This window comes from Natrinema sp. CBA1119, from assembly GCF_002572525.1.
Lineage (GTDB): Archaea > Halobacteriota > Halobacteria > Halobacteriales > Natrialbaceae > Natrinema.
The window spans coordinates 910106-934709 of sequence record NZ_PDBS01000001.1 but is presented as its reverse complement, the minus strand read 5'-3'; the positions used below and the strand labels follow the sequence as shown (position 1 = coordinate 934709).

Here is a 24604-nt window from a genome sequence, read left to right as displayed (position 1 = left end):
TTCGACAGTCACTGCATTCCGTGGGCGCCCTCGAGTGAGTTGTAGTGGTCCCTCATCACGTCCAGTGTCGCCATCAGCGCGCCGAGGACGACGGGACCGTAGAACAGGCCCATGATGCCGAAGGCGTAGACGCCACCGAGGACGCCGAGGATGATGACGGCGGGATTGAGATCGGCGTAGCGGTCGACGAGGAGCGGACGGAGGTAGTCGTCTGAGAGGCCGACGACGACCGTGCTGTAGGCGAAAAGCGCCACGGCGAGCAACGGCTCGCCCGTCAGGAAGAGGAAGAGCACGGCCGGCCCCCACACCAGGAACGACCCGACCAGCGGGATCAACGAGAGGATGATCATGACGACCGTCCAGAACACGGCGTTTGGCACGCCGGTCGCGAACAGCCCCAGCCCGGCGATGGACCCCTGAATGATCGCGATCAGGACGTGGCCCGCGAGGACGGCCCACATCACCGCGTCCAGCTCCCGGTAGAAGTCGTCTTGGGCCTCGTCCGGGAGCGGCGTCAACTCTCGGATCCAGGCGAGTAGGTTGCCCCCGTCCTTGAGCAGGTAGTAAAGCAGGAAAATCGCGAGTCCGAGCCCGACGAGGGTGTGCGTCAGCGCACTGAACCACGCGGTCGACTGCTCGAGGGCCATCCCGCCGATTCCCTGCGCGGAGTCGGCCAGCGTGGACGTGATATCGACGCTCACACCCGTTTGCTCCTCGATGAGTCGCTCGAGTTCGGCCGTCTGGAACGAGTCGGCGTCGGTGGCTTCGATGAGCCGCCGGGCGTCGCTGGCGACGACCACGACGATGATGACGAGCGGGACGATGACGACTGCGACCGCCAGCAGGACGAGCGCGAAGGCGGCGACCGGCGGCGAGACCCGCCGCTCGAGGTGTCCCTGAACCGGATAGAGGATGTAGGCGACGAGAATGGCCCCGAGGATGTACTGGAGGAACGGGAGCGCGAGCAACAGCGAGAGGTACGCGAAGAGCCCGACGATGACCAGGAGAAATCCCTTGCTGAGATTCACGGTCATTATTTCGGCCGTTATCGAAATAAAACCACGGCTTGAACGTGTCTTCAGTCAGGACTGTCGCATAGAGCCGTCACACGGCTTCAAGGGCCTGGTTGGTGAACCCCCGCACGAATGCCGACTCAGCTCGATCCCCTCTCGCTCTCGGCCGATCTCCTCTATGCGGTCAAAACGGAGGGCGACGCCGATCCGTTTCGGGAGCGCCTCGCGACACTCGAGCGGTCACAACTGGACCGAGCGCTGTCCAATCGTGAGGGCAAACTGGCCTTCTGGCTCAACTGTTACAACGCGTACGCCCAACTCCTGCTGGAGGAAGAGGCGGACGACGACCTGTTCGAGGGCGGGCTGCTCGATCAGTGGAAGTTCTTCGCGCGCGATCAGGTCCCCGTCAGCGGGGTCTGGCTGAGTCTCAACGACATCGAACACGGGCTGCTCCGGAGTTCGAAGCTGCCGTGGGGCCTCGGCTACGTCCCGCGGCCGTTTCCCACGGCATTCGAGCGCCAGTTCCGCCTTGCGGAGTGCGATCCGCGGATCCACTTCGCGCTGAGCCACGGCGACGATCACTGTCCCCCGATCGCAATCTACTCGCCACGAGACGTCGACGAGGAACTCGATATCGCCATCGAGTGGTTCCTCGAGGAGAACGTCACCTACGATTCCGAGGGCGGTACTGCGACGGTCCCGCGGCTCTTCCGGCGGTATCGCGGTGATTTCGGGGGCACGAGCGGTATCGTCTCGTTCCTCCGAGAATACAACGCCGTCCCGCCCGATGCGACCCCGTCGCTCGAGTACGAGCGCATCGACTGGTCGGCGGACCTCGACGTCGACATGGACGGCGATAGCGACGATATCCAGCGGTAGTCGCGCGTCTCAAACGGACTGCTGTCAGTCAGTTCCGGCGCAACCGCGAAGCGAACCGTCCTGCGATTGCTCCGGCAACTCGGTCCAACGGACCGTCTCAGTCGCGGCGCTGGATCGTGGCGGACGGAGCGCTGCGCATGACGCTTCGGGCCGCCCGTTCGGCGTTGGACCGGGAGGAGTAGCCTTCGCCGCTATCGGCGACGATGTTGCCGTTCCAGTGGACGAGCCGCCAGCGCCACTGGCCCGCCCTGTCCTCGTAGACCTCGAAGCGGCTGGTCCGCTCGGAACCGCCCGTCTGCTCGTCGTCCCTCGTCCCCTCGTCATCTCCCGCTTCCTCGGTCGGTACGTCCGTCTCTGCCGTCACGTCCGCCTCCGCCGTCGCCGTTGTTCCCTCGGCATCGCCATCTGCCGACCCGGCCCCGCCCCGGGCGGCGACTCCCTCGAGGGGCATCACCGCCGTCCCCGGATCGGCGTCCGCAGCCGCCGATCGATCGCGATCCGCGGCGGTATCGCGGGCGTCGCGGTCGGTAATCCGAAGGCTCGAGTCGTCGGGGTCGTCCCACTCGATCTCGAGTTCCAGTTCGGCGACCGGCGGCTCCACGTTGGACTCGCGTTCGGTCTCGAACGCGGCAACGACGCGCTGTGGAACCGCGATATCGACGCTCCGCTCGTCGCCGTCCAGCCGGAGCGATCGCCCCGACTCGAAGGCGGTCGCGAACTCGCGGAAGACGGCGGCGAGGTCCGCGCGGTCGTACGCCCGCTCGAGTTCGAATGTCGCTGCCTCGCCCGTTTCCGATTCGTCCGGTCGGTCCGCGTCGTCCGGTTCGTCGGCCATACCGATGTTACGAGGGCCTGCGAGTTAGTGTTTCGCGCTACCACCGCATCGAGCCGGCCGCCGGTCGCGTCTCCCGTCGGAGCGCTTTTGTCACCGCGCTGTCTTCGCTCGCCCGTGACTGCACGCGACTGGCACGCCGACCGGGATGCCGTGTTCGAGCGCGACGCGTACACGTGTCGCCACTGCGACGCGGTCGGCGGCGACGACGAATCGACGACGCTCCGGCCTTACCCCATCGGCGACGTGCCGCTCGAGGGCGAGGTCCACGAGAGCGCGCTCGTTACCGTCTGTGAGGACTGCTTCGGGACGCTCGAGTCCGCCCCCTCGACGGACGGCGTCGAGAGCGCCGAACTGTTCGAACTCGTCCGTGAGACAACCGGCCTCCAGGGCGCGACCATCTCGGACGTCGCCGCCTTCGCGTCGCTGGCGACGTCGCTACCCGCGACCCTCGAGTCCGCGCTGGATGAGGAGACCGACACCGGCATCGACGACGCCGTCTCGGAGTACTGCCGCACGCGACGCGACGTGCTGCTCGCGCTCGCGATCGTCGATGCCCGCCTCGATCGCCTCGCCGCCCTCGAACCGACCGTCGGCCCCGAGGTTCGGTCATCCCTCGAGGCCTTCGCCGAGACGGCGAGGGACCTGCAGTCGAAGCTCCGCGAGGTCGTCGCACTGGGGGAGACGGTCGCGGCGGGCCTCGAGCGGTGTCAGGGCTGTTTCGACGGGGTTCGAGCGGATGGGGTTCGAGCGAGCGCGGACGTGACGTGTGCGACCTGCGGACTCACCGTCCGCGAGACGGACGACTGGCGGGACGAGGACGGGACGCTCGCGTTCGACCGGCTCTTCGCCACGATCAACGAGACGCTGCAGGGGGCATCCGAGACGACCGAGACGCTCACCGATCGGACGATGGCACTCGCGGAGCAACTCACTGCGCAGTAAGGCTGGAGAGGGAGCGGAACTCAAAGGTTCGTCGCGGCCTCGAGCGCGATATCGATCGCGCGCCCGACGTTGTTCTTGGCCTTGTCCGGCAGTTCGTCGTCCTCGGTGTCGGTTCCTTTCTGCGTGCCCTCGACGAGGTTCCCGTCGACGGTACAGATCGCACCGGCGGCGAGTCCCTTGCGGCGGGCCAGCGAGAAGACGGCAGCGGCTTCCATCTCGACGGAGAGCAGGCCGGCGGCCTCCCAGTCGTCGACGGCGTCGTCGGTCTCGGCGTAGTAGGCGTCGTCGGAGGCGATGGGACCGACGTGGACGTCTTCGTCATTTGCTTCAGCCGAGTTGACCAGCGCCGAGAGCGCGTCGTAGTCTGGCACTGCGGGGTACTCGACGGCCTCGTAGCGCTTGCTCGTCCCCTCGTTTTTCGCCGCGCCGGTCGCGACGATCATGTCGCCGATCTCGATCCCCGACTGGAGCGCGCCGGTCGTCCCGACGCGGATGAACGTCTCGACGCCGACGTTCGCCAGCTCTTCGATGGCGATCGCGGCGGAGGGACAGCCGATCCCCGTCGAGCAGATCGTGAGCTCGCGCCCCCCGTAGGTGGCGTTGACGACCTTGTACTCGCGGTTCTGGGCGATCGTCTCCGACTCGTCGCAGTGGTCGGCGATGCGATCGACCCGCCCGGGATCGCCCGGGATAAGTGCGATGTCCGTCAGGTCTCCCTCGTCGACCAGCAAGTGTGGCTGCGTCGTCATACCGTCGGATACCGGCGGCGGTGAGAAAAAAGGTTCGAGGAAGGGCCGAGGAGCGGTCGACTCGTCACGGCGATCCTCGACGCCACCCAGTTTCCCCGCGTCCGTCCGCCAGCTCTCGATCGCTCGTCGCTCAGTCGGCCGGGCGAACGTCGACGCGCTCGGGCCTGACAGTGACCACCGCGTCGTCGATCTCGAACTCGACGGTTCCCCTCGCACGCGCGCCACCGCGGTTCGTCTCGGCGAAGAGACTGTCCAGTGCGTCCGGATCGATATAGTCGTACAGCTGCGTACTGGTCGCGGTGACGTCGTCACCGTAATACTGGGCCAGTGCTGTCGCAGCGGCAATACTCGGCGATTCGTTGGCGTCTCGCTCGTACTGGATGCGCCGGTCGAGGCTGCATCCGTTAGACTCGTTAACCCTTCCTTCCGTCATGTCTCTCAGTCACGGTATCGTGACTGTCTACTCGAGGAGGCAACGTCTCCGCCCATATAACTACCGTCAGACAACACCCGGTGAGAACCCATCGACTACAGTGATTTTCGGCGATCGGGCTGACGGGCGGAGAACGGGTTCAGGAGTGTCGCGCCAGAACGTCTTCGACCGCCTCGGCCGTCGGCGCGCTCCGCGCACCGTCGCGACTCGCGGTCAGCGCCCCGCAGGCGTTCCCGTACGCGAGCGCGCGGTCAATGTCAACACCCTCGAGCCACGTTGCGAGAAACCCCGCGGCGAAGGCGTCGCCGGAACCGGCGGTGTCGACGGGGTCGACGTCGAACCCGGGGTGAACGACGGAACCGCTCGGCGTGTACGCTTCCGCCCCGTCGGCCCCGCAGGTGACGACGACGATTCGACCGTCGCCGGCGACGTCTACCGAATCGGTCTCGAGCAGCGCTGTGGCCTCCCGATCGGTCACGAAGACGACGTCGGCCAGCGCCAGGGCCTCGCCGTACTCCCGGTCGGCGAGTCGGCGGCCGGGATCGAAACTGACCGAACTGCCGGCCTCGCTGGCGATCCGAGCGATCGCGGCGGCGGTGTCGGGCCGTTGTCCCGTGAGGTGGACGTGTTCGGCCGCCCGAATTCGATCCGGCTCGAGATCGTCCGGTGTGACCGCTTCGTTGACGCCGTCGTTGCCGAGGATCGCGACCTCGCCCGCATCGTCGACGAGGAGATACTTGACGGCCGTTTCGGCCCCCTCGACCACCCGGACGCCCGCGAGCGAGATGCCCGCGGCCTCGAGTTCGCGGCGGGCGAGCAGGCCGTTGTCGTCGTCGCCGACGCTCCCGATCAACCCGGTGTCGACGTCGAGTCCTGTGAGCGCGGCGGCGACGTTGGCGGCGCTGCCGCCGCCGGACTGGCGTTGCGAGCGGATCGAGGCCTCGCCGTCGGGTTGGGGAAGCCTGTCGACGCGAAGGGTCACGTCCCAGTTGACGTGGCCGGCCGTGAGCACCGGTATCGGATCCATTCGATGGAGCGAGAAGACGGTGTCCGCCGGCAAAAACCTAGGTGAGCGCGGCGGCGGGGTGCACCGCCGCGAACTATCGATCTGAGGAGTCGATGATCAGCTCCTCGAGCGATCAGGAGACCATGAACAGCAGCGTGTTGTGGGTCGCCGGGCCGAGCCCGACTGCGGCGACCAGCGCGAGCAGTGTGCGGGCCTGTCGCGGTGCCTCCTCGACGTACTCCCGGAACAACCCGAGGATGACCATCGCGAGCGAGACTTTCACGAGGACGAACAGCCAGCCTGAACCGATGTACTCGGCAGTCGGTAGCGCCTCCCCGGCCTCGAGGAGCACCAGCGAGAGCGGTACGCTCTCGGCAGCCCCGAGGACGTCGTAGCCGATCGCGGTCGTGACGCCGTCGAGCGTGTGTCCGAAGACGACGAGCGCGCCCGTCGTGCTCGTGGTCGTCGCGACGTCGGTAAACCAGAGGCTCAGCGCGATCCAGGCGATGGCGGTGACGATACCGGCGACGACGACGGCGATGACGGGCCAGAACGGTTCGAAGACCCCCGCCTCGATGCTCCGAAGGACCGCGAACATCGCGAAGACGGTGAAAAACGCTGTTCCGGCGATCCCGACAAACCGCGAGATCGTCGGCTGGAGACCGCCGACGTGGAGAAAGATCGCGATGATCCAGACGATCCCCGCGATGATCGCCGTTACCGCGTAGACTATCGGGGCGCTGAACAGGGACTCGATACTCGCCGGGAACGCGTTGATCTGGAACGCGTTTATCTTGTAGAGGACGTGTAGACTCGCGCCGAACATCATCCACGGCGCGAACGCCAGAACCGTCCGATCGGTCACCGGCGGCTCGAGCGCCCACAACAGCGCGAGGACACTACCGAGGAAAACGATGACCGGGACCAGGAGGTACCACGGCGGGACGACGAACCCCTCGGGTAATACCATAGTGGGCATAGCTCACACCAGTGACTAACACTTTCCGATTGTCGAATAGTAGTGACGGAGATATACTGTGGCTTTCGCACGATCATGAACGGCCATCACCGCCGGTAATTTGGCTGATAGCACGGGTTTGGCGCGTCGCCGAACGCGGTATACGATCTGTTGTCCCTGTCTCCCGGCACGTTCGAATGTGAGTCGTGGGTTCACCGGAACTGACTGACAGGTGTCCCTCTCAGGCGTCCCACGGGTCGTCGGTCGGTTCGCCGAACAGTTCCCGCATGAGCGTCACGATGCTCTCCGGCGGGAACTGGCCGCGTTCGGTGACGATAGCGTCGACGTACCGCGGTGGTGTGACGTCGAACGCGGGGTTCTCGACGGTCAGCCCGGCCTCGTCGCTCGCGTCCGTGCCGGTGATCGCCGCCCGTTCCTCGTCCGACAGGACCTCCGTTTCGTCTCGCATTTCGATCTCGACGGTGTGACCCGTCATCGTGTCCGGATGGAGCTTGATCGTCTGGGCCGCGACCACCACCGGCACGCCCCGATCGCGGGCGTTGACCGCCAGGCCGCTCGTTCCGATCTTGTTGATCACGCTGCCGTCCGCCGCGATGCTGTCGGCCCCGACGAGCACGTGATCCGCCCGATCGAGGTACCGGCGAGCCGCGTTGTCCGCGATCAGCGTCACCGGCACGCCCCACTCGCGCAGCTGTCGCGCGGTGATGTGGCCCTGTTTTCTCGGTCGCGTTTCCTTGACGATCGCCTCGAGCTCCGTCCCGTCCTCGAGCGCGGCCTCGAGACACGAGAGGGCGTCCGTCGAGTGGCAGTGGGTCATGACGACGTCGCCGTCACGCAGCCGGTTCGCACCGATCTCACCGAGTCGATCCTGTGCCTGCGCGAGGTCGCGCTGGAAGGCCTCGGCGCAGGTAATCGTCGATTCTCGGAGGTCGGCGACGGTGTCGCCGTCCATTCCCCGAAGCACGTACCGGAGGGCGTTCGGGAGGCTGACCGCCGTCGGCCGCGTCTCGTAGAGCGTCCGCGCGGCGGTCCGGAGCTGTCTCCGGAATTCCGCAGGGTTCTCGGCCCCGGAGCGTTCGGCCTGCGTCGCCAGCGCCGCGGCGGCCGCGTCGGCGATGGTCGCCGCGCCGCGGATCTCCATCGCGGCGATGTCGTCGGCGGTGGATTCGACGGCCGGAGCGGTGACGGGGTCTGTGTCGGCCATGCGAGTCAGTTGCATGTGGCAGCTGAAAAGGATACTGTCGGCCGCGGGACAGTGAGGCGATGCTCCGGACGGCGGTCGACCGCGTAACCGGACGCCTTTTTGTCGGTCCGACGAGTCGACCCACCTATGGATCGCAGCGAGCTCGCCCCCCTGATCGACCACACCGTCCTCGGTCCCGAGACGACGCCCGCCGATGTTCGAGCCGTCCTTGACGACGCTCAGGAGCACGGCATGAACGCCTGTATCCCGCCCTACGGGGTCGAGTTGGCCGCCGAGTACGCGCCGAACGTCACCCTCGCGACGGTGGTCGGCTTCCCGCACGGCCAACAAGCGCCCGACGTGAAACGACGCGAGGGCGTGACGGCTTGGAAGGACGGCGCCGACGAACTCGACGTCGTCATCAACGTCGGTCGCCTGCTGGCCGGCGACGACGAGGCCGTCGAGGCCGAACTCGCGGAACTGGTCGCCGCCGTGCCGATCCCGGTCAAGGTGATCATCGAGACCGCGCTCCTCTCCGACGCGGAGAAACGCCGGGCCTGCGAGGCCGCTCGAGCGGCCGACGCGGCGATGGTGAAAACCTCAACCGGCTTCGCGAGCGTTGCGTCGGAGAAGCAACGTGCGAACGGCGAAGCCGTGAGCGCCGGTGCCACGATTCCCGACGTCGAACTCATGAGCGAGTGTCTCCCCGTCAAGGCCAGCGGCGGCGTCGGCAGCTACGAGGATGCGCTGGCGATGCTCGAGGCCGGTGCCGAACGCATCGGGGCCTCGAGCGGGGTCGAGATCCTCGAGGGCGCGCCGGAGTAGTCGGGACCGAGGGGGGCGAAAACGTCGTATATTACCGCTACGCTCAGAGTATACCAAACGCTTTTCCCCCCTTGTTGCATATATGCAATTGAGCGTCGAGATGCGGCGTGATGAGCCTGTTCGACCATACCCGGAAGGGCGTGGGGACGGGAACCGCATCTTCTATCTAATCCAACCTCATAGAATCCTCTCAAGCTCTGCTTGGAGGTTTTCAAAGTTGTTGTTAGCTGCAATCTTTATGATTGGTGTGATAGAGTCTGTTGCCGGAGCCCCAGCTCCTCGGCGGGCCATTCCTCCATGGAACCAGCATTGGGCGCGTTGTTTTGGTGTCTCACCCCGCAGTTCCGTTAGTTCCAGAGTTCGATACTCACCAGCAGATTGTTTCATCGACGAGAATGCGGCCCCCACCTATCTTCTGTATGCTCTGCATACGGTGTCTGTAAAAATGGGTTGGTATAATCGTATGAACCAGTCTCGACTCTATATGATAGGTAGAACGCAACTAAATCTGCTAGCAGGCATTGAGGGTAGTAATGTTCAGACTGGAGACAATATGTTACTGATGGAATAGCATCTCGCAGACCAGATAGAGCATGAACGACCGGATTCGCTTTTTGACTACCGCCGTCAATAATAACCATATTATCCTCGTATGGCTCAAGAATAGTATCAAGTAATAATGCAGAGTGTACAGACTCTATCTCATGTGCAGACTCATTCCCGTGGCTGAGATGCTGGTAGCCAACAATGTATCCACGAGTTGCACTAATTACATCTCTGAAAAAATCCTCATTTCCGTCGATCCCGATATCTCGTGCCTTCCGATTGAACAGACGAAAATCAGACACCTGATTTTGACGTGCGGACTCACAAACTATTTCAAGCATCTTAATCTCGGTTAGTCGATCTGGCATCTCAACTGCAACAGTAACGGTAGTATCTCCTCTATTACTAGAATCAATTGCAATCGAAGAACTAAAATCAGAACCAGCGACTTGAAACTTCTTCACACATATTATGTCTATTTATACTACGTACAAAAGAGTTTCAATATTACTAGTCAGTATCTACCGTATACAGATGTAAGAATTTATACTTCTATAACTCCCGAGCGAAGCCGAACAGTTTTGGTCGATCCGCGAGCAACGGATTCCTATGCTCGAGGGGGTGCGAGCGCGACTGCACGCGCTCGCGAGTCGACTGCGACGGCTGGAGCGACGCGAACTCGATTCCTTCGTCCGGTGGCTCGAGCACACCGGGAACCTCCTCCATCTCTCGGTCCTGGTGTTCGTCCCGCTGTTGATCGCGGCGGTGACGTGGCTGACAAACATGACGGCGGAGATCTCGTTCCTGCTGTTTCCGCCGCTGGCGTCGGGCACGTACACGCTCTTCGCCGATCCGGAGGGGAAGTACGCCACGCCGTGGAAGTTCGTCGGTGGCATGACCGTCGGCGCGCTCTGTGGCTGGCTCGCGCTCGAACTCACGGCCGCGGCCGGACTGACCGGCGGCGGTGTCAGCGCGGTCGGGGCCGCCCTCGCTATCTTCTTTACCGGGCTCTGTACGTGGGGGCTTGACCTCGAGGAACCGACGGCGTTTTCGACCGCCTTGCTCGTGCTCGTGACCGGAAATGCGCAGTTCGCCTACGTGTTGGGCATCGTCGTCACGAGCTCGTTCGTCGCGAGCGCGTTCGTCCTCTGGCGGAGTCACTTCTACGAGCAGCGCGCGCAGTACCTCTACGGGACGACTGGCGGCGACGATCACGTCCTCGTTCCGATGGCTGACGGCGGCGAGACGGTCGCCCGCTTCGCCGCGTCGATCGCCGGCGCACACGACGCCGGGAAGGTGGTCCTCTTCGACGTGGTCGACGAGGACGACGCCGAGCAGCACGACGATCCCGCCGGTACCGAGGCCGCCGCGGACGACGGGAGCGAGGAACTGGCCCCGGCCGAACGCGCGGCCAGCGACGCCGGGCAGCGCCTCGAGTCGTTCGCGGACGAACTCGCGGACGCGTACGACGTCCCCTGCGAGGTCGTCGTCGCGGCCGGCGGCGGGCAGTCCGCCGGGCTTACCCTGCAGACCGCCCGCCAGCAGAATTGCGATCTCATCGTCGCACCGTACGCCGAACGCGAGAGTGGGGGCCTCTCATCGTTTCTCACGGGCCTGTTCGACAGCGAGATCGACGTGATCGCGTTCCGCTCGAACGGGAGCCCGCGACGGCGGTGGGAGACCAGTTTGGTCGCGGTCCGCGGTGCCGGTGACACCGCTCGAGCGATGCTGGACTTCGCGATCCGGGTGACCGGGTCCGGCCGACCGATCAGCGTCTGCACCTGTATCGACCGCGAGTCGCGCCGCCGCGCGGCCGAGGGGACGCTCGCGGACCTCGTCGACGCGTTCTCGGGCCGCTTCGAGACCCACGTCGCCAACGCGTCGGTCGAGTCCTACCTGTCTCGGGTCGCGCCCCGGTACGACGTCTGTTTCGTCGGCTCGAGTACCGACCGGTCGGCCGCCTCGCGGTTCGTCTCGCCGCCGACGTTTCGGAAGCTCAGTGATCTCGAGGCGGACGTGGCGATCGTCCACCGCGGACGCCACCGCTAGCGGACGTTTGCGTCTGTGATACCGTCTTCTGCTGGAACTGCGTGCATTTTGATGGGATTGGGTGAGACGAAGCGTCCTGCTATCGTGGCAACAGGGAAGCGCCACGCCCTCCCCAGCCGATTCGATCGCGCCTGACGGCGCTCACTCATCCCTCACACGGCTTCAGACCGCGGCTCACAATCTGTTCGCCGCGGCCCAGCGCGCGCCACCGCACGTCGGTTGATTAGTTCGGAGTGATACGTCTCTTCGACGTGCTGAACGTGTTCTACGCGATTGGATCAAAACGAATCCGTTTGTTTACTCTGCAAGGATTTCACTCCCGCTCGAGGATCCGATCGATCAACCCGCTCTCGTCGCTTCCCAGCGCCGATCGAACGAGCAGGTGGCCGCCGAGTTGCGAGGGACTGATCACCGCGTCCGCGCCGGCGCGCTCGAGTTTCTTGACGTTCTCGCGGTCGGTCGCGGCGGCGACGATGCGGGTGTTCGGGGCGAGTTCGCGGGCGGTGAGGACGGTCAGCGCGTCCTCGGCGTCGTGGTTCGTGGCGACGAGGATCGCGGCTGCGCGGTCGATCTTCGCACGCTGGAGCGGTTCCTCGTCGCTGGGGTCGCCGTTGACCACCGGAATGTCTCGGTCAGTGAGCGGCGTCGCGACCTCCCGGTCGCTGGTGACGACGACGAACTCCCGGCCGCTGTCCGCGAGTTCGTCGACGATCGGTTCCGTCAGTTCGCCGTAGCCGAGCACGAGGATGTGCTCGTCGAGCAGTTGGAGCTGTGATTCGGTCATTTTTCCGAGTGTCTTGGTGATGCGATCCTGGATGACGGGACCGACGAGCGCCCCGATGGCGATACCGAAGCTGGCGACTCCCAGGAGGAGCACCGACATGGTAAACAGCATCGCCTCGGTCGAGCCCTGGTTCGGCGTTACGTCTCCGTACCCGACCGTACTCGAGGTGATCAGCGTGAAGTAGAAGGCGTCGACGATGCTGTTGATGCCGTCGAACTCCTCCCGGAGCGCGTAGCCGCCGATGGTGCCGTACAGCTGGACGCCGACGAGCGATGCGCCGGCCGCGATCTGCGTCGTCGACAGGGCGAGCGGTTTGTCGAACCGCTTGCGGGTCACCAGCAGAATCGGCATCGAAACGATCGAGAGGACGACCAGCGGGAACGAGTACGGACTCGACTGGAGCAACCCCTGGGCGGCGGTCAGCGGGAGTAGTAACAGCGACGCCCACCAGCCGGTTCGGAGACCACGTCGGAGCGCGAGCGCGCTCCCGACCATCATGAACCCCGTGAGCGCGCCGGTGAACGCGGCGGCGCTCTGGACCGCGACGGGAACGTACTCCTCGAGCGGGCCGCCCACGGCGTTGGTCCCGATGTTGAAGACTGCGGTTGCGACCGAGAGCAGCGCGACGAGCAGGACGAGCACGATGGCTGCGCGCGTCGTGAAGACTCGCCGCCAGTTGTGCGGGAGCCACGCTCGAGGCGACCGGTCGTCGACCATACACACCGGTCGGCGGTGGTGTTAGTTAAACGTCCCCGTCTCGCTTCCGGCCAGGGGGCCGTGTACCGAACCCGAAACGGATACGGATGCGCCTGTCGGTGCAAATTTAACGATCCCGTCCCACTCCCCCACAATGCAATCGATTCCGGGCAATCTGCTGGTCGAAGTGCTGCTCGGCCTCTATCTCGGTCTCCTGACCGGTATCGTCCCCGCGTTCGTCGCCGGCTCGCTCGGCTTTCTCGTGCGTTATTTCACCGGTGTGACCCTGCCCGGGTTCGGTGTCGTCGTCCTCGCGCTCTCGATCGCCAGCGTGCAGGGCGGTCTGCTGGGACTCGTCGAACCGACCATCGCCCAGTCACCGCGGCTGCTGATAGCCGTGCTGGTCGTCCTCATGCTCGCGCTCTACGCGCACAACCAGGGCGATAAACTCGGCGCGGAGCTCCCGCGCCGGCTCTCCTTTACCCGCCTCCGGCAGCGGACGCTCTCCGCCGACGTCGTCGAACTCGTCGGCTCGGTCGGCCAGGTGACGGTCCGCCCCACCGGCGAGATCCACGACATGGAAGGCTACCCGCCGCTGTCGCCGTCCCTCCGAGAGGCCCTCAAAGCCGGCTCGTGGCGGCTCCCGGCCGATCTCCCCCTCTCGGAGCTCGAGGCCCGGATCGAGGAACGGCTGCGAACGGACCACGACCTCGCGGACGTCGACGTCGCCATGGACGAACGGGGCCGGGCGACGATCGTCGCGGCACCGCCGTCCGGAAGCCTCTCGCGACGGGTGCCGGCAGGCCAACGCGCCGTCTCGATCGCGACGCTCGTCCCGACGGGGATCGCTCGAGGCGACGAGGTGACCGTTCGCGCCGGCGAGCGCTCGATCACCGGCACGGTACTGAGCGCTCGGTCCGAGATCGACGATGAACGCGCCGCGGACGCCGCGCTCGATACCTCCGTCGACGAGGTGGCGACCGACGGCGGGGAGGACGCCGAGTCCGCGATAGCCGATCCGAAACCGAACGCGGCGACCGCCGGCGGCCCGGGACGGGTGACCATCGCCGTCGCTCGACGGGACGTGAAACCGATCCTCGAGATCGAGTCGCCGCGACTCGTCGTGCGGTCGCGGGGAACGAGCCGCGAGTTCGAGGCGCTCGCGCTGGTCAAACGCGAGGGGTACGCCATCCGACGGTTCACCGTCGGCGCGACTGGTTCCGACGACGAAGCGACCGATTTCGACGCGACCCCGTCGACGGCGGACGTGACGATTCTGGCGGTGCGACGACAGGGCAGCGAGACCGGCGGTCGTCGCCACGGCTGGGTGTTCGGTCCCGGCATCGAACGGCGACTCGAGACCGGCGACGAGGCGTTCGTCGCGGGACCGGACGACGCGACCGAGGCGTTCGTGGAGGCGATCGCTCGATGATCCGGCGTCTCGTCGCCCCGTCCGAGCGTCCTCCCCCGATCGAGCGTCGTCCCCCGACCGACGGCGACGGCCGCGACGGCGGTGACCGGTCGTGATAGATCTCGTCGTCGCCCAGCTGGTCCCCACCGAGACGCTCGTGGAAGCGCTCGTTCGAATCCTCGGCTTCGCCCTGCTCTCGGCCGGAGCGGGAGCCGGCGTGGCGTTCACCTACCGCTGGTACAGTGCCGACGAGATTCCCGAGGGCGTCGCGGTCCTCGTCGGCGTCGCGCTCGTCGCGATCTGGCTGAACACCCAGACCGCGCTCTCTCAGGCGATCATCGGTAACACGGGCCTGCTCGAGCCCGGAACCGCGATCTACACCGTCGCCGCGTTCGTCGCCAGCGCGATCGCCGCCGACGCCGGGCGACGGCTGGGCGACTACCTCGCGCGGGACGTGTTCATGGTCGCCACCCCGCGGACGATCACGGAGGTCACGCAGCTCGTCCGGTCGGCCGGTCGCGTCGTCACGGTCGAACTGCCCGAGGAGATCGGCGATATCGATGGCTACGACCCCGTCGACGACTCGGTGAAAGCGGAGGTGGCGGGCCAGACGTTCCTCTTTCCCCGACGGCTGACCGTCGAGGAACGGCGCGAGCGGCTGATCGCCCGCCTCGAGCACGACTTCGGGATCGGCCACGTCGACGTCGACCTCGAGCCCGACGGGTCAGTCGGCTACCTCGCCATCGGAAGTCGGCCGGCGGGGATCGGCCCGACGCTCGCGCCGGGGACCGTCGCCGTCGCGTTCGCGGGCGATCCCGCTGCCGACGCCAGTCCGGGCGATGCGGTCCGGATCTGGGCCCGCGACGAGGAGAGCACCACCGCGCGGCGCGTCGCCGGCGGGGAACTCCGAGCGACCGCCGCCGACGTCGTGACCGTCGCCCTCGACGCCGAGGACGCGCGAGACCTCGAGCCCGATCGTGAGTACCGGCTCGCGACGCTGCCGGGCAGTCCCGACGCCGAACGGGACCTCGTCTCCCTGCTCCGGGCGGCCGACGAGACGGTGACGACGGTCGCCGTCGAATCGGACGACCCGCTCGCCGGCCTGCCGGTCGACGCGCTGCCGGTGCTCGTGGTGGCCCTCGAGCGCGAGAGCGAGGATGGCGACGAGCACCTGCCACTGCCAGCGGGCGACGTTCGACTCGCGGTCGGCGATATCGCCTACGTGCTCGGCCGTCCGGACGCGCTGCGGCGAGTCACCGACCGAACGCTGGCCGAAACGCGAGACGGGGATGACGCGCCCGACCTCGGTGCGGATTCCGATACCAGTGGCGAGTCGGACGGCCATCGCGAACCGGAACCGCTACGGGATCGGGAACAGCCACAGGAGCGGTAGCTACTTGCCGACGGCACCGATAGCGCCAGGTATGCCTACCGAGTGGAAACTGTTCGCCGACCTCGCCGAACGGGCCGGTTCCAAACACGTGACCGTCGACGCCGACGCCGGCAACACCGTCGGGGACGCACTCGAGGAACTCCTCGCGGACGCCCCCGAACTCGAGGGCCGCGTGCTCGAGGACGGCGAGCTCCGATCGCAGATCAACGTGCTTCGCAACGGGACGAACGTGCTGGTCGAAGAGGAGGGGATGGAGACGGTCCTCGAAGCGGGCGACGAACTGGCGCTGTTCCCGCCGGTCAGCGGCGGGTAGGTCGCTGGCGACGCCACAGCGGCGGCTACTACGGCAACCGCGCCGCTCAGTCGGTCGTCAGGTCGATCCCCAACACGAAGTCCGGTTCCTCGGAGATATCGACCCCCGTCGCGGCGGCGTCCGTGACGAACCGGGCGGTTTCGGGGACGAGAACGCGCGTCTCGTCGGCACCGCAGTCGGCGGCGTCGCAGGCAATCGCGGCGAACAGCGATCGCGCGGCATCGACGTCCTCCCACGCGCCGAGGCCGTATTCGGCCCACGTCTCGGTGGCGGAGTCTGCATCGCTCGAGTCGGCCGAGTCGTCGCTCTCGACCTCGCGATCGTACGTTCGCGATCGGTAGGCCGCTCCCGCGAGTCCGTCCTCGCCCTCGACCGCAAAAACGGCGGTCTCGTCGGCGAGTTGTACAAAATCGTTGCGAGCGAGTTCTCGAACGGCCCACGACTCCTCGGGTGCGAGCCCCAGTCCATCCAGCTGTTCGCGCGCGTCGCTGTGGGTCCAGTAGCGCCAGGCCGCCGTCGGATCCCGCGAGACGCGACACGGTCCCTCGGCGGTCGGATCGGGCTCCGGATGGGCGAAGCGGAACTCCGTGATCGGCTCGTAGCCGCCGGCCCGCGCAGCGCCGAGCGAGACCGCGTTCCACGAGAAGATCATGACTCGGCCGACGGTCGCGCCCCGCTCGCGGGCCCACTCGAAGGTCGCCTCGTTCAGCCGCTGGCTCACGCCCCGCCGGCGATGGTCGGCCGCGACGCGCATCCCCTGAAACCAGGCCTCGTCGGGCGAGAGCATAACGGCCTGGACGATCCCCGCGGCCTCGCCGTCGATTTCCGCGAGGAGAGTCTTCCTGTCGGTCTCGTCGTCGTCCTCGAGCCAATCGTGGTAGATCCGCGGGATGTAGTCGCCGCCGCGTTCGGGCCAGATGTCGCTCGTGAAGTCGGCGACGGCCTCGTAATCGTCGTGGGTCGCGCGGCGGATCTCGACGAACGGATCGGCGTCTGAGTCGGGTGGCATCGTCGGTCGAACAGTCGCACCTCACGTTGTGGTGTCGGAAAGAACTTCGCAGCGTGAGCGCTGGCGCGCGCTGGAACACGGCGAGTCACTCGGGATCCGACGCTGCCGCTCCGAACGAGACCCGTCGCGGGGAAAAGCGGAGCAGTGGAGCCGAACCGTTAGAACACCATGCGCTCGACGAGTCGACGAACCGGGCCGGACTTGCCTCGCTTCGATTTTACCTGAACCGCCGTGCAGTCGACGCTGTCGATGATTCTGTCGGCCGGCCGGCCGAACAGGGACCCACGTATCCGTCCGCCGTCCGTCCCGATGACGAGGATGTCGCCCGCGTTCGTCACCGAAACGAAATCCCGTTCGGGGTCGTCGGTCTCGACGATCGAACGATTCACGGGAACCGAACACAGCGACTCGAGTTCCGCGAGGTACTCGTCTATCGTCTCGCGTTGCGTTTCGGTCGCCGCGTCATCGAGCGGGTACAGCAAGGTGATACTCCCCCCGGCCTCGGTCGCCAGCGCGTTCGCGACAGTGATCTTCTGCGGATCGAAGGGGCCGCGGTCGGTGACGACCGTGACGGAGTCGATTCGGTCCAGGTCGCGGTCCTCGACGAGCAAGACGTCACACGGTGCCTTGTGGGTGATCCACTCGACGGTCGTCCCGAATATCGGCGCGTACAGCGGATCGTCGCTTCGCTCGAGCAGGAGGAAGTCCGCGTCCTCGTGGGCGGCGAAGTTAGCGATCGCCCGCTTCGTGTCGTGGCTGACGATCTCGCCGTAGGTGACCGGCACGTCGAACGCCTCGGTCAGTGGCTCCGTCCGCTCCTCGAACTCGACGTCCGCCGGTGACTGCGTTTCCGACGCCTGCTGGAGCGGCACCTGATCGGCCACCTCGTCGAACTGAACGACGGTGACGCTGCCGTCGTTCTCGCGGGCGACATCGGCGGCGATTCGAACCAACGTTCGCTCACGTTGCTCGCTCGTCTTCTCGGTGATCGCGACGAGTACCTCGTAGCCGTCGGCCGTCTCGACGGTCGCTTTCGTCTGTTCGACGGCCTTGCGACCGACGCTCCGCCTGACGACGTCCGTGGCAGCGCCCTCGCGCTGGACGCGGCCGCGCGCGTAGTAGAGATACCACAGCACCGACGCCGCCGTGATGATGACGGCACCGACGAGCGGGATCGTTCCCATATACCCGATGAGCGCGAATCCGCCAGCGATCCCGACGAGCTGGGTCCACGGATAGAGCGGCGACTCGAAGCTCGGATCGTACTGCCCGACGTCCCCCTCGCGAAAGGCGATGACCGCGCCGTTGACCAGTGCGAAGACGATGATCTGGAACGCGCTCGCCAGTTTCGCGATCTGGAGGATCGGGACGAACGCGATGAGTACCAACATGACGGCACCGGTGAGCGTGATCGCCTGCACGGGCGTTCCCCACTTGTCGTGGATCTCCGTCAGGGACGGCGGCGCGAGTTGGTCTCGAGCCATCGCAAAGGGATATCGGGACGACGACAGGATCCCGGCGTTGGCCGTGCTGATCAGCGCGAGGACGGCCGCGATAATGATGGCGATCACGCCCAGCCGGCCGAGCGTCGCCTCGGCCGCGTGAATCATCGGCACCGCGGAGTCACTCAACAGATCGGGCGGCGTCACGCCGACCATCACGACGACGATGAGGACGTAGAGGAGCGTCGTGAAACAGAGCGATCCGAGGATCCCGAGCGGGATGTTCCGATCCGGGTTCTCCACCTCTTCGGCCACGCTCGCGATCTTGGTCACGCCGGCGTACGAGACGAACACGAGGCCGGTCGCGGCGAGGAGACCGCCGGATCCCTCGTCGAAGAACCCGTCGTAGTAGGTGCTGTCCGTCGACGGGAGTCCGCCGACGACGAACCACACCATCGCCGCGAGCATCACCGCGACGATGGCGACCTGCAGGCGTCCGGTCTGTTTCGCGCCGACGAGATTGACGAGTACGAGCACGACCGCCAGCGCGAGCGCGACCGGCTTCACCGGCAGGTCGAACAGATACAGTACGTACGGGACGCCACCGACCAGCGCCAGCGCGCCCTTGAACGACAGCGAAAACCAGGTGCCGACGCCGGCGATCGTTCCGAGTAGCGGTCCCATGCCGCGCTCGATGTAGATGTACGTGCCACCGGCCTCCGGCATCGCCGTCGCCATTTCGGCCTTGCTCAGGGCGGCCGGTAAGACGAGTACGCCCGCGAGTAAGTAGGCCAGAATAACCGCCGGGCCCGCCGTCTTCAGGGCGAGGCCGGGAAGGATGAAGATTCCACTGCCGACCATCGCGCCGATACTGATCGCGACGACCGCAAATAAGCCGAGGTCTCGTTCGAGTTCTTTTGGCATTGGGTAGGAAGTTCGTCAGTCGTTCGGCGACCGCGTCGGTACGGGGCTCGAGGCCCGTGTGCTGCCGACCAACAGGAGATGGGGGGATGGGGGTGTGCTCTGACGCATATTTGGTTCTGTATCGGTGTGTGACCTCCGGATCCGCATAAAAGCGCCGATAAATTCGGGATTCGACAATCAGTGCCACGTTGTGTTGCGGACTCGTCCGGAGAGAGGGTGTACGAGTGAGCAAGAGAGTGGAAGGGCAGGACGACGCGAACCCGTTGCTCGTCGTCTGGACGACCGCGCGCAAACTGACGCCTGACAAGCGGGACCGCTACGACAACTCATCCACGTCGAACCCGTGGAATGCGCGCTCGTACTCGTTCCGAATGAGGTCCTCGTCGACGACCTCGAGGCCGAGTTCGTCGAGGTCTCGGCCGATCCGACTGAGGTCGTCGCTGTCCGATCCGATCGCTTCGACGTGGACGTTCTCGGTACCGGTCATAACCTCCCTGACGGCGACGACGCCGGGCACTTCCAGGGCCTTCTGCGCGAGTGCCTCTCGGTCGGGGATCGGCGCCGTACAGACGATGAGCGTCTGCAGCTGATAGCTGGCCGCCTCGTAGTTCACCTCCGGTCGGTAGCCGGTGAGGATGCCACTCTCCTCGAGGTTCCGTATCCGGTTGCGGACCGTGCTGGCCGAGACGCCCGCTTTGTCCGCGATCTCGCTCGCCGACGTCTTGCGTGCGTCCTCCTGCAGACAGTAGATGATGGTCCTGTCGAGATCGTCGAGTGGCTCCTCGCTCATACCCACGAGTAATCGCGCGGTTAAAAGTAATTTTTCCTGCGAATTCGTCGGTTCGTCCTCGCAGCGGGAGATCGCGTGAGGTAACGTTTTTCCCCTCGCGCTCGTCGGACTCGAGTATGACGAACCGACCGCGACCGGAGGGAGACGGATGACGGCGGACGACTCGGAACCACCGACCCGTTCGACGGCCACCGACCGATCGAATTCGGACGATCCCCTGTGGGAGGACCTGCTCGAGGACGCGCGAGCCATCGCCGAGGAGTACCGGGAGGACGGCTGGGACGCCGTCGTCCTCGAGCCGATCGGGACGTCGCCGGTCGAGGAGAGCGAGCGAACCGGGCTCGACGTCGCCGTTACCGCCGAGGAGTACGAACTCATCGCGGAACTCATCGAGAACAGGGACGTCACGATTTCCGCGGCCGACGTCTACTACCGACCGCTGGCGGCGGAAAGCGACCGGCGAGTCGCACTCGTCGTCGAGCGCGACGAGGAGAGCGAGACGGCCGTCTTCGTCCCCCTCTCCTACGACATCGAAGACTGCAGATCGGTCTTCGAGACGGCGCTCGTCGAGGAGCAGTTACTGATTCACGTGACGGCGGACCCCGAGGTCGGGTGGGTGAGTTTCTCCCACGACGATCCGTCCCTGTTCCTCGAGCAGGCGGACGTTCGGCAGTGGAGCGCGGAGTGATCAGCGGCGAGAGCTAGCCCCCCGTTCGGAACGACAGGTCCAGCGACGACGCCGAGTGGGTGAGCGATCCCATCGAGATCACGTCGGCGCCTGTCGCGGCGTAATCGGGCACGTCCGCGAGGGTGATCCCGCCGCTGGCCTCGGCGAGCACGCCCTCGTGGTCGGCGAGCGTCTCGACGGCCGCCCGCGTCTCCGCCGGCGTCATATTGTCGAGCAGGACGATGTCCGCGCCCGCGTCGGCCGCGCGCGGCGCGTCGTCGACGGTCTCGACCTCGACGTCGATCTTCGTCGCGAACGAGGTCCGTGCCTGAAAGTGCGCCACCGCCTCCTCGAGCCCCATTTCAGCGACGTGGTTGTCCTTGACCATCACCATGTGGGAGAGGTCGAGGCGGTGGGTGTCGCCGCCGCCCGCGACGACGGCGCGTTTCTCGAGGCCGCGCAGGCCGGGCGTCGTCTTGCGGGTCGCGGCGATCGTTGCGTCCGCGGATTCGGTCCGAGCGCGCTCGACCGCCTCGCGCGTCAGCGTCGCGATCCCCGACGCGTGCCCCGCGAGGTTGACCGCGACCCGCTCGCCGCGGAGCACCGCCCGTGTCGGCCCCTCGACCCGGAGCAGTTCGTCGCCCGGGTCGACGCCGCTCCCATCCTCGAGGCGCTCGGTCACTGTCACGTTCAGGTAGTCGAAGACGGCCGCTGCGGCCTCGATCCCGGCAACGATACCGGATTCCTTCGCGACGAGTTTGCCGGTCGTCTCGCCGGGCACCTGATTCGTCACGTCGTGGTGGCCGACGTCCTCGCGCAGCCAGCGTTCGATTTGTGCGTCGGTGATCATGAGTATCTCAGTCGTCCGCCGGCGGTTCGGCTGTTGACTCGTCGGGGTCGGTCGCGACGTAGTGACAGCCCACTGATTCCGTGTTCTCGCCGGCCGCACGGGCGATCAACAGCGCGGTGACGCTGGCGTTGCGAAGCTCGTAGAGGTCCCGCGCCGTTCGGGTCCGAATGTAGGCGTCGACCTCTCCTTTGAGCCGCCGGAGGACGGCGCTCGCGCGGGCGATCTCCTCGGGATTGCGCTCGAGGCCAAGATACTCGTCCATCGTCTGCGTAAGCCGCGTGAACTTCTCGGCAGCGAAGCGCTCGGGGAGGTCGGGATCCCGGTTCCGGAGTTCGGGCGCTTCGACCGGCTCCGGATCGAATCCGGTCGCGTCTTCGCCGGCCCGCAGGCCCCAGACCAGCCCCTCGAGCAGGCTGGTACTCGCCAGCCGGTTCGCGCCGTGGACGCCGGTGCGAGCGCACTCGCCGACGGCGTAGAGCCGATCGAGCGAGGTTCGGCCCTCCTTGTCGACATCGACGCCGCCACACAGGAAGTGTTCGCACGGAGCGACGGGAATTTTCTCGCCCTCGATGCCGCGGTCGCGACACTTTGCAGCGATACCGGGGTAGTCGACTTCGAACTCGAGCGGTCCGACGTCGAGGACGACCTCGCCCGTCTCCGCGCGTTCGGTCTCGACGGCGCGAGCGACGACGTCCCGCGGCGCGAGGTCGCCCTGCGGGTGGTACTCGTCCATGAACCGTTCGCCGTCGCCGTTTCGCAACACCGCGCCCTCGCCCCGCAGCGCTTCCGAAAGGAGGAAGGGGTCCTCACCGGCGTAGGCGGTCGGATGGAACTGCACGTACTCCATGTCCTCGACGTCAGCGCCGGCGAGCGCGGCCATCGCGATGCCGTCGCCGGTCGCGTCGGCGGGGTTGGTCGATCGGCCGTAGAGCGCGCCAATTCCGCCGGTCGCGAGAATCGTCGCACCGGCGTAGATCGGCTTCCCGCTCGACCGCTCGTCGCTCACCACGCCGTGGACGCGTCCCTCGGCGGTGATCAACTCGAGCGCGGCGGTGTCCTGGCGCACCTCGATTCGCTCGTGGTCGTCGAGATGGTTCAGGAACGGCCGCAGGATGTGCGTCCCCGTCGCGGCGTCGACGTGGAGGATGCGATAGTCGGAGTGGGCGGCCTCGCGCGTGTAGTCGAACGACCCGTCGTCACTCTCGTCGAACCCCACCTCGAGGGTGTCGACGAGCACGTCCTCGACGGCGTCGTCGGCGGTTTCGACGAGCGCGTCGACGGCGTCGGGATCGGCGGTGCCGTCGCTGGCGTCGACGATGTCCCGCTTGAGGCTCTGGGGATCTCCTCGAGTCGTCGAGATCCCGCCCTGTGCCCAGTCGGTGCTGGCGTCGTCGGGTTTCGTCGCTTTCGTCAGGAGGAGGACGTCAGCGCCCTCGCGTGCGGCCGCGAGTGCGGCCGAACAACCAGCGATGCCGCTGCCGACGACGAGTACGTCCGCGGTCTCGCCGTCAGTTGTCGTCTCCGTTCCGGTGTTCGTCTCGGTCATGATCAGATCTCGAGCATGCGATCGAGCGCGACGCCCGCGAGTTCCTTCTCCTCGGGCGCGACCTCGATCACGTTGTGTTCGCGACCCTCGACGAGTTCCTCGAGCACCCACGCGAGGTAGTTGGGGTCGATCTGGCGCATGGCGTTGCAGTCCATGCAGGCGTCGCCACAGAGCGGGAGGACGTTCACCTCGGGGTGCCAGCGCTGGAGGTGATTCGTGAGGTGGATCTCGGTGCCGATCGCCCACGTGTCGCCGGGGTCGGCGTTCGCGACGGTCTCGCAGATCGTCGCCGTCGAGCCGGCCACGTCCGCGGCTTCGACGACCTCGCGGCGACACTCGGGGTGGACGATGACCTTCGCGCCGGGATTTTCCTCGCGGACCTGTTCGATGTGGTCCTCGCGGAACCGTTCGTGGACCTGGCAGTAGCCGTCCCAGAGGACGATGTCGCTCTCGGCGACCTCCTCGGCGTCTTTCCCCTCGGGGTCCCAGGGGTCCCACTCGGCGATTTCGTCTTCCATGCCGAGCCGGTGGGCGGTGTTCTCCCCGAGGTGCTTGTCGGGCAGGAAGAGGACCTTGTCTCCCCGCTCGAAGGCGTACTCGAACGCCTCGTGCGCGTTCGAGGAGGTACAGACGAGTCCGCCCTGACTCGCACAGAACGCCTTCAGATCCGCGTAGGAGTTCATGTAGGTGATCGGGATGATGTTCGCGTCGGGCGCGGCGGCCGTGATCTCGGCCCACGCGCTGTCGACCTGCAGGGCCTCGGCCATCCCCGCCATCGGACACGACGCCTCCATGCTCGGAAGGATCACCGACTGGTCGTCGTCCGTGATGATGTCCGCACTCTCGGCCATGAACGTCACGCCGCCGAAGATCACGTACTCGGCGTCAGCGTTCGCCGCCTCCTTCGAGAGCTGGTAGGAGTCCCCGATGAAGTCCGCGTGCTCGACGATCTCGCGTCGCTGGTAGTTGTGCCCCAGGATCACCACGTCGTCGCCGAGTTCTTCGAGCGCCGCCTCGATGCGGTCCGTTCGTTCCGACTCCTCGAGATCCCGGTACTGGGATGGCAACTGCTCGAGGTTGTCGTATTTGAACAGACTCAGGTCGGTCTCCAGCTCCGCCGTTTCCATTTTAGTCATCTTCCGTCACCTGTGAGTGATTACAACTCAGTGGGTGCTATTGAATAACTTTTTCCTTCGATACAACCTACTGACGGAATACCACCGATGGGTACGACGATAGAAATCCACTAGTCGGTTGTTCGTCGCCATTGACCGATCGGGAGCGGTGACTGTCGGCAGTTCGGTCACTGAGGTCCTTTTCGGCGGCGCGCGTACGTCATG

The 24604-nt window shown here is 66.1% G+C and carries 23 protein-coding genes; 8 read left to right on the top strand and 15 right to left on the bottom strand.

Annotation, left to right across the window (positions count from 1 at the left end):
• Positions 1–8 precede the first annotated feature (8 nt).
• On the bottom strand, positions 9–1034 hold the full coding sequence (locus tag CP556_RS04535; RefSeq protein WP_098724543.1) for an AI-2E family transporter: 1026 nt from the start codon (positions 1032–1034) through the stop codon (positions 9–11).
• Positions 1035–1145: 111 nt separating this feature from the next.
• Between CP556_RS04535 and CP556_RS04530 the strand changes: the two genes are divergently transcribed.
• On the top strand, positions 1146–1892 hold the full coding sequence (locus CP556_RS04530) for a DUF547 domain-containing protein (RefSeq protein ID WP_098724542.1): 747 nt from the start codon (positions 1146–1148) through the stop codon (positions 1890–1892).
• A 97-nt stretch (positions 1893–1989) separates the two neighbouring features.
• On the opposite strand, the gene CP556_RS04525 is transcribed toward CP556_RS04530, so the two are convergent.
• Positions 1990–2727, bottom strand: a complete 738-nt coding sequence (locus CP556_RS04525; RefSeq protein WP_098724541.1) for an amphi-Trp domain-containing protein — start codon at positions 2725–2727, stop codon at positions 1990–1992.
• Between the two features lie 114 nt (positions 2728–2841).
• Here CP556_RS04525 and CP556_RS04520 point away from each other — a divergent pair, with 114 nt between their 5' ends.
• Positions 2842–3669 (top strand): HNH endonuclease, encoded by an 828-nt coding sequence (locus CP556_RS04520; RefSeq protein WP_098724540.1) that lies wholly within the window; start codon positions 2842–2844, stop codon positions 3667–3669.
• Positions 3670–3689: 20 nt separating this feature from the next.
• Here the strand turns inward: CP556_RS04520 and CP556_RS04515 are convergent, their stop codons facing one another.
• The 5 genes from CP556_RS04515 to CP556_RS04495 all read right to left on the bottom strand — a co-directional run bounded on the left by CP556_RS04515 (position 3690) and on the right by CP556_RS04495 (position 8040).
• On the bottom strand, positions 3690–4418 hold the full coding sequence (locus tag CP556_RS04515) for a guanosine phosphorylase (protein WP_098724539.1): 729 nt from the start codon (positions 4416–4418) through the stop codon (positions 3690–3692).
• Between the two features lie 130 nt (positions 4419–4548).
• On the bottom strand, positions 4549–4851 hold the full coding sequence (locus tag CP556_RS04510; RefSeq protein WP_098724538.1) for a HalOD1 output domain-containing protein: 303 nt from the start codon (positions 4849–4851) through the stop codon (positions 4549–4551).
• A gap of 139 nt (positions 4852–4990) precedes the next feature.
• Entirely contained in the window at positions 4991–5878 is an 888-nt protein-coding gene (locus CP556_RS04505) for an ATP-dependent ribose-1-phosphate kinase (protein WP_098724537.1), read from the bottom strand.
• A 112-nt stretch (positions 5879–5990) separates the two neighbouring features.
• A complete protein-coding gene (locus CP556_RS04500; protein WP_098724536.1) occupies positions 5991–6827 on the bottom strand; it encodes a DUF63 family protein in 837 nt (278 codons plus the stop codon).
• A gap of 229 nt (positions 6828–7056) precedes the next feature.
• Positions 7057–8040: a ribose 1,5-bisphosphate isomerase gene (locus tag CP556_RS04495; RefSeq protein WP_098727283.1), complete on the bottom strand. Its 984-nt coding sequence runs from the start codon at positions 8038–8040 to the stop codon at positions 7057–7059.
• 126 nt (positions 8041–8166) lie between these two features.
• Between CP556_RS04495 and deoC the strand changes: the two genes are divergently transcribed.
• The gene (gene deoC / locus CP556_RS04490) at positions 8167–8844 is read left to right on the top strand and encodes a deoxyribose-phosphate aldolase (protein WP_098724535.1); all 678 of its coding nucleotides are present in this window, start codon (positions 8167–8169) and stop codon (positions 8842–8844) included.
• Between the two features lie 383 nt (positions 8845–9227).
• Here deoC and CP556_RS25190 read toward each other — a convergent pair whose 3' ends face one another.
• Complete coding sequence (locus CP556_RS25190) at positions 9228–9854, bottom strand: hypothetical protein (RefSeq protein ID WP_141551629.1); 627 nt, start codon at positions 9852–9854, stop codon at positions 9228–9230.
• Between the two features lie 145 nt (positions 9855–9999).
• On the opposite strand from CP556_RS25190, the gene CP556_RS04485 reads away from it, so the two are divergent.
• Positions 10000–11439 carry an HPP family protein gene (locus tag CP556_RS04485; RefSeq protein ID WP_098724534.1) on the top strand — a complete coding sequence of 480 codons (1440 nt, stop codon included), beginning with the start codon at positions 10000–10002 and terminating at the stop codon, positions 11437–11439.
• 313 nt (positions 11440–11752) lie between these two features.
• Here the strand turns inward: CP556_RS04485 and CP556_RS04480 are convergent, their stop codons facing one another.
• Positions 11753–12940, bottom strand: coding sequence for an NAD-binding protein (locus CP556_RS04480; protein ID WP_098724533.1), 1188 nt, complete (start codon positions 12938–12940; stop codon positions 11753–11755).
• Between the two features lie 133 nt (positions 12941–13073).
• Between CP556_RS04480 and CP556_RS04475 the strand changes: the two genes are divergently transcribed.
• The 3 genes from CP556_RS04475 (at position 13074) to CP556_RS04465 (ending at position 16036) form a co-directional block, all read left to right on the top strand.
• Entirely contained in the window at positions 13074–14351 is a 1278-nt protein-coding gene (locus CP556_RS04475; RefSeq protein ID WP_098724532.1) for a DUF8167 domain-containing protein, read from the top strand.
• A 91-nt stretch (positions 14352–14442) separates the two neighbouring features.
• A complete protein-coding gene (locus tag CP556_RS04470) occupies positions 14443–15723 on the top strand; it encodes a TrkA C-terminal domain-containing protein (protein ID WP_176548120.1) in 1281 nt (426 codons plus the stop codon).
• 31 nt (positions 15724–15754) lie between these two features.
• Positions 15755–16036, top strand: a complete 282-nt coding sequence (locus CP556_RS04465) for a ubiquitin-like small modifier protein 1 (RefSeq protein ID WP_098724531.1) — start codon at positions 15755–15757, stop codon at positions 16034–16036.
• A gap of 46 nt (positions 16037–16082) precedes the next feature.
• Here the strand turns inward: CP556_RS04465 and CP556_RS04460 are convergent, their stop codons facing one another.
• The 3 genes from CP556_RS04460 to CP556_RS04450 all read right to left on the bottom strand — a co-directional run bounded on the left by CP556_RS04460 (position 16083) and on the right by CP556_RS04450 (position 20201).
• Entirely contained in the window at positions 16083–17045 is a 963-nt protein-coding gene (locus CP556_RS04460) for a GNAT family N-acetyltransferase (RefSeq protein ID WP_098724530.1), read from the bottom strand.
• 158 nt (positions 17046–17203) lie between these two features.
• The gene (locus CP556_RS04455; protein WP_098724529.1) at positions 17204–19411 is read right to left on the bottom strand and encodes an amino acid permease; all 2208 of its coding nucleotides are present in this window, start codon (positions 19409–19411) and stop codon (positions 17204–17206) included.
• A 316-nt stretch (positions 19412–19727) separates the two neighbouring features.
• Complete coding sequence (locus CP556_RS04450) at positions 19728–20201, bottom strand: Lrp/AsnC family transcriptional regulator (RefSeq protein WP_098727281.1); 474 nt, start codon at positions 20199–20201, stop codon at positions 19728–19730.
• A 148-nt stretch (positions 20202–20349) separates the two neighbouring features.
• Here CP556_RS04450 and CP556_RS04445 point away from each other — a divergent pair, with 148 nt between their 5' ends.
• A complete protein-coding gene (locus CP556_RS04445; protein ID WP_098724528.1) occupies positions 20350–20889 on the top strand; it encodes a DUF7529 family protein in 540 nt (179 codons plus the stop codon).
• 13 nt (positions 20890–20902) lie between these two features.
• Here CP556_RS04445 and nadC read toward each other — a convergent pair whose 3' ends face one another.
• Genes nadC through nadA form a run of 3 tightly spaced genes read right to left on the bottom strand, consistent with a single transcriptional unit; the run spans position 20903 to position 24400 of the window.
• A complete protein-coding gene (gene nadC / locus CP556_RS04440; RefSeq protein WP_098724527.1) occupies positions 20903–21718 on the bottom strand; it encodes a carboxylating nicotinate-nucleotide diphosphorylase in 816 nt (271 codons plus the stop codon).
• A gap of 7 nt (positions 21719–21725) precedes the next feature.
• Complete coding sequence (locus CP556_RS04435; RefSeq protein ID WP_098724526.1) at positions 21726–23264, bottom strand: L-aspartate oxidase; 1539 nt, start codon at positions 23262–23264, stop codon at positions 21726–21728.
• A 2-nt stretch (positions 23265–23266) separates the two neighbouring features.
• Complete coding sequence (gene nadA / locus CP556_RS04430) at positions 23267–24400, bottom strand: quinolinate synthase NadA (RefSeq protein ID WP_098724525.1); 1134 nt, start codon at positions 24398–24400, stop codon at positions 23267–23269.
• Positions 24401–24604 lie beyond the last annotated feature (204 nt).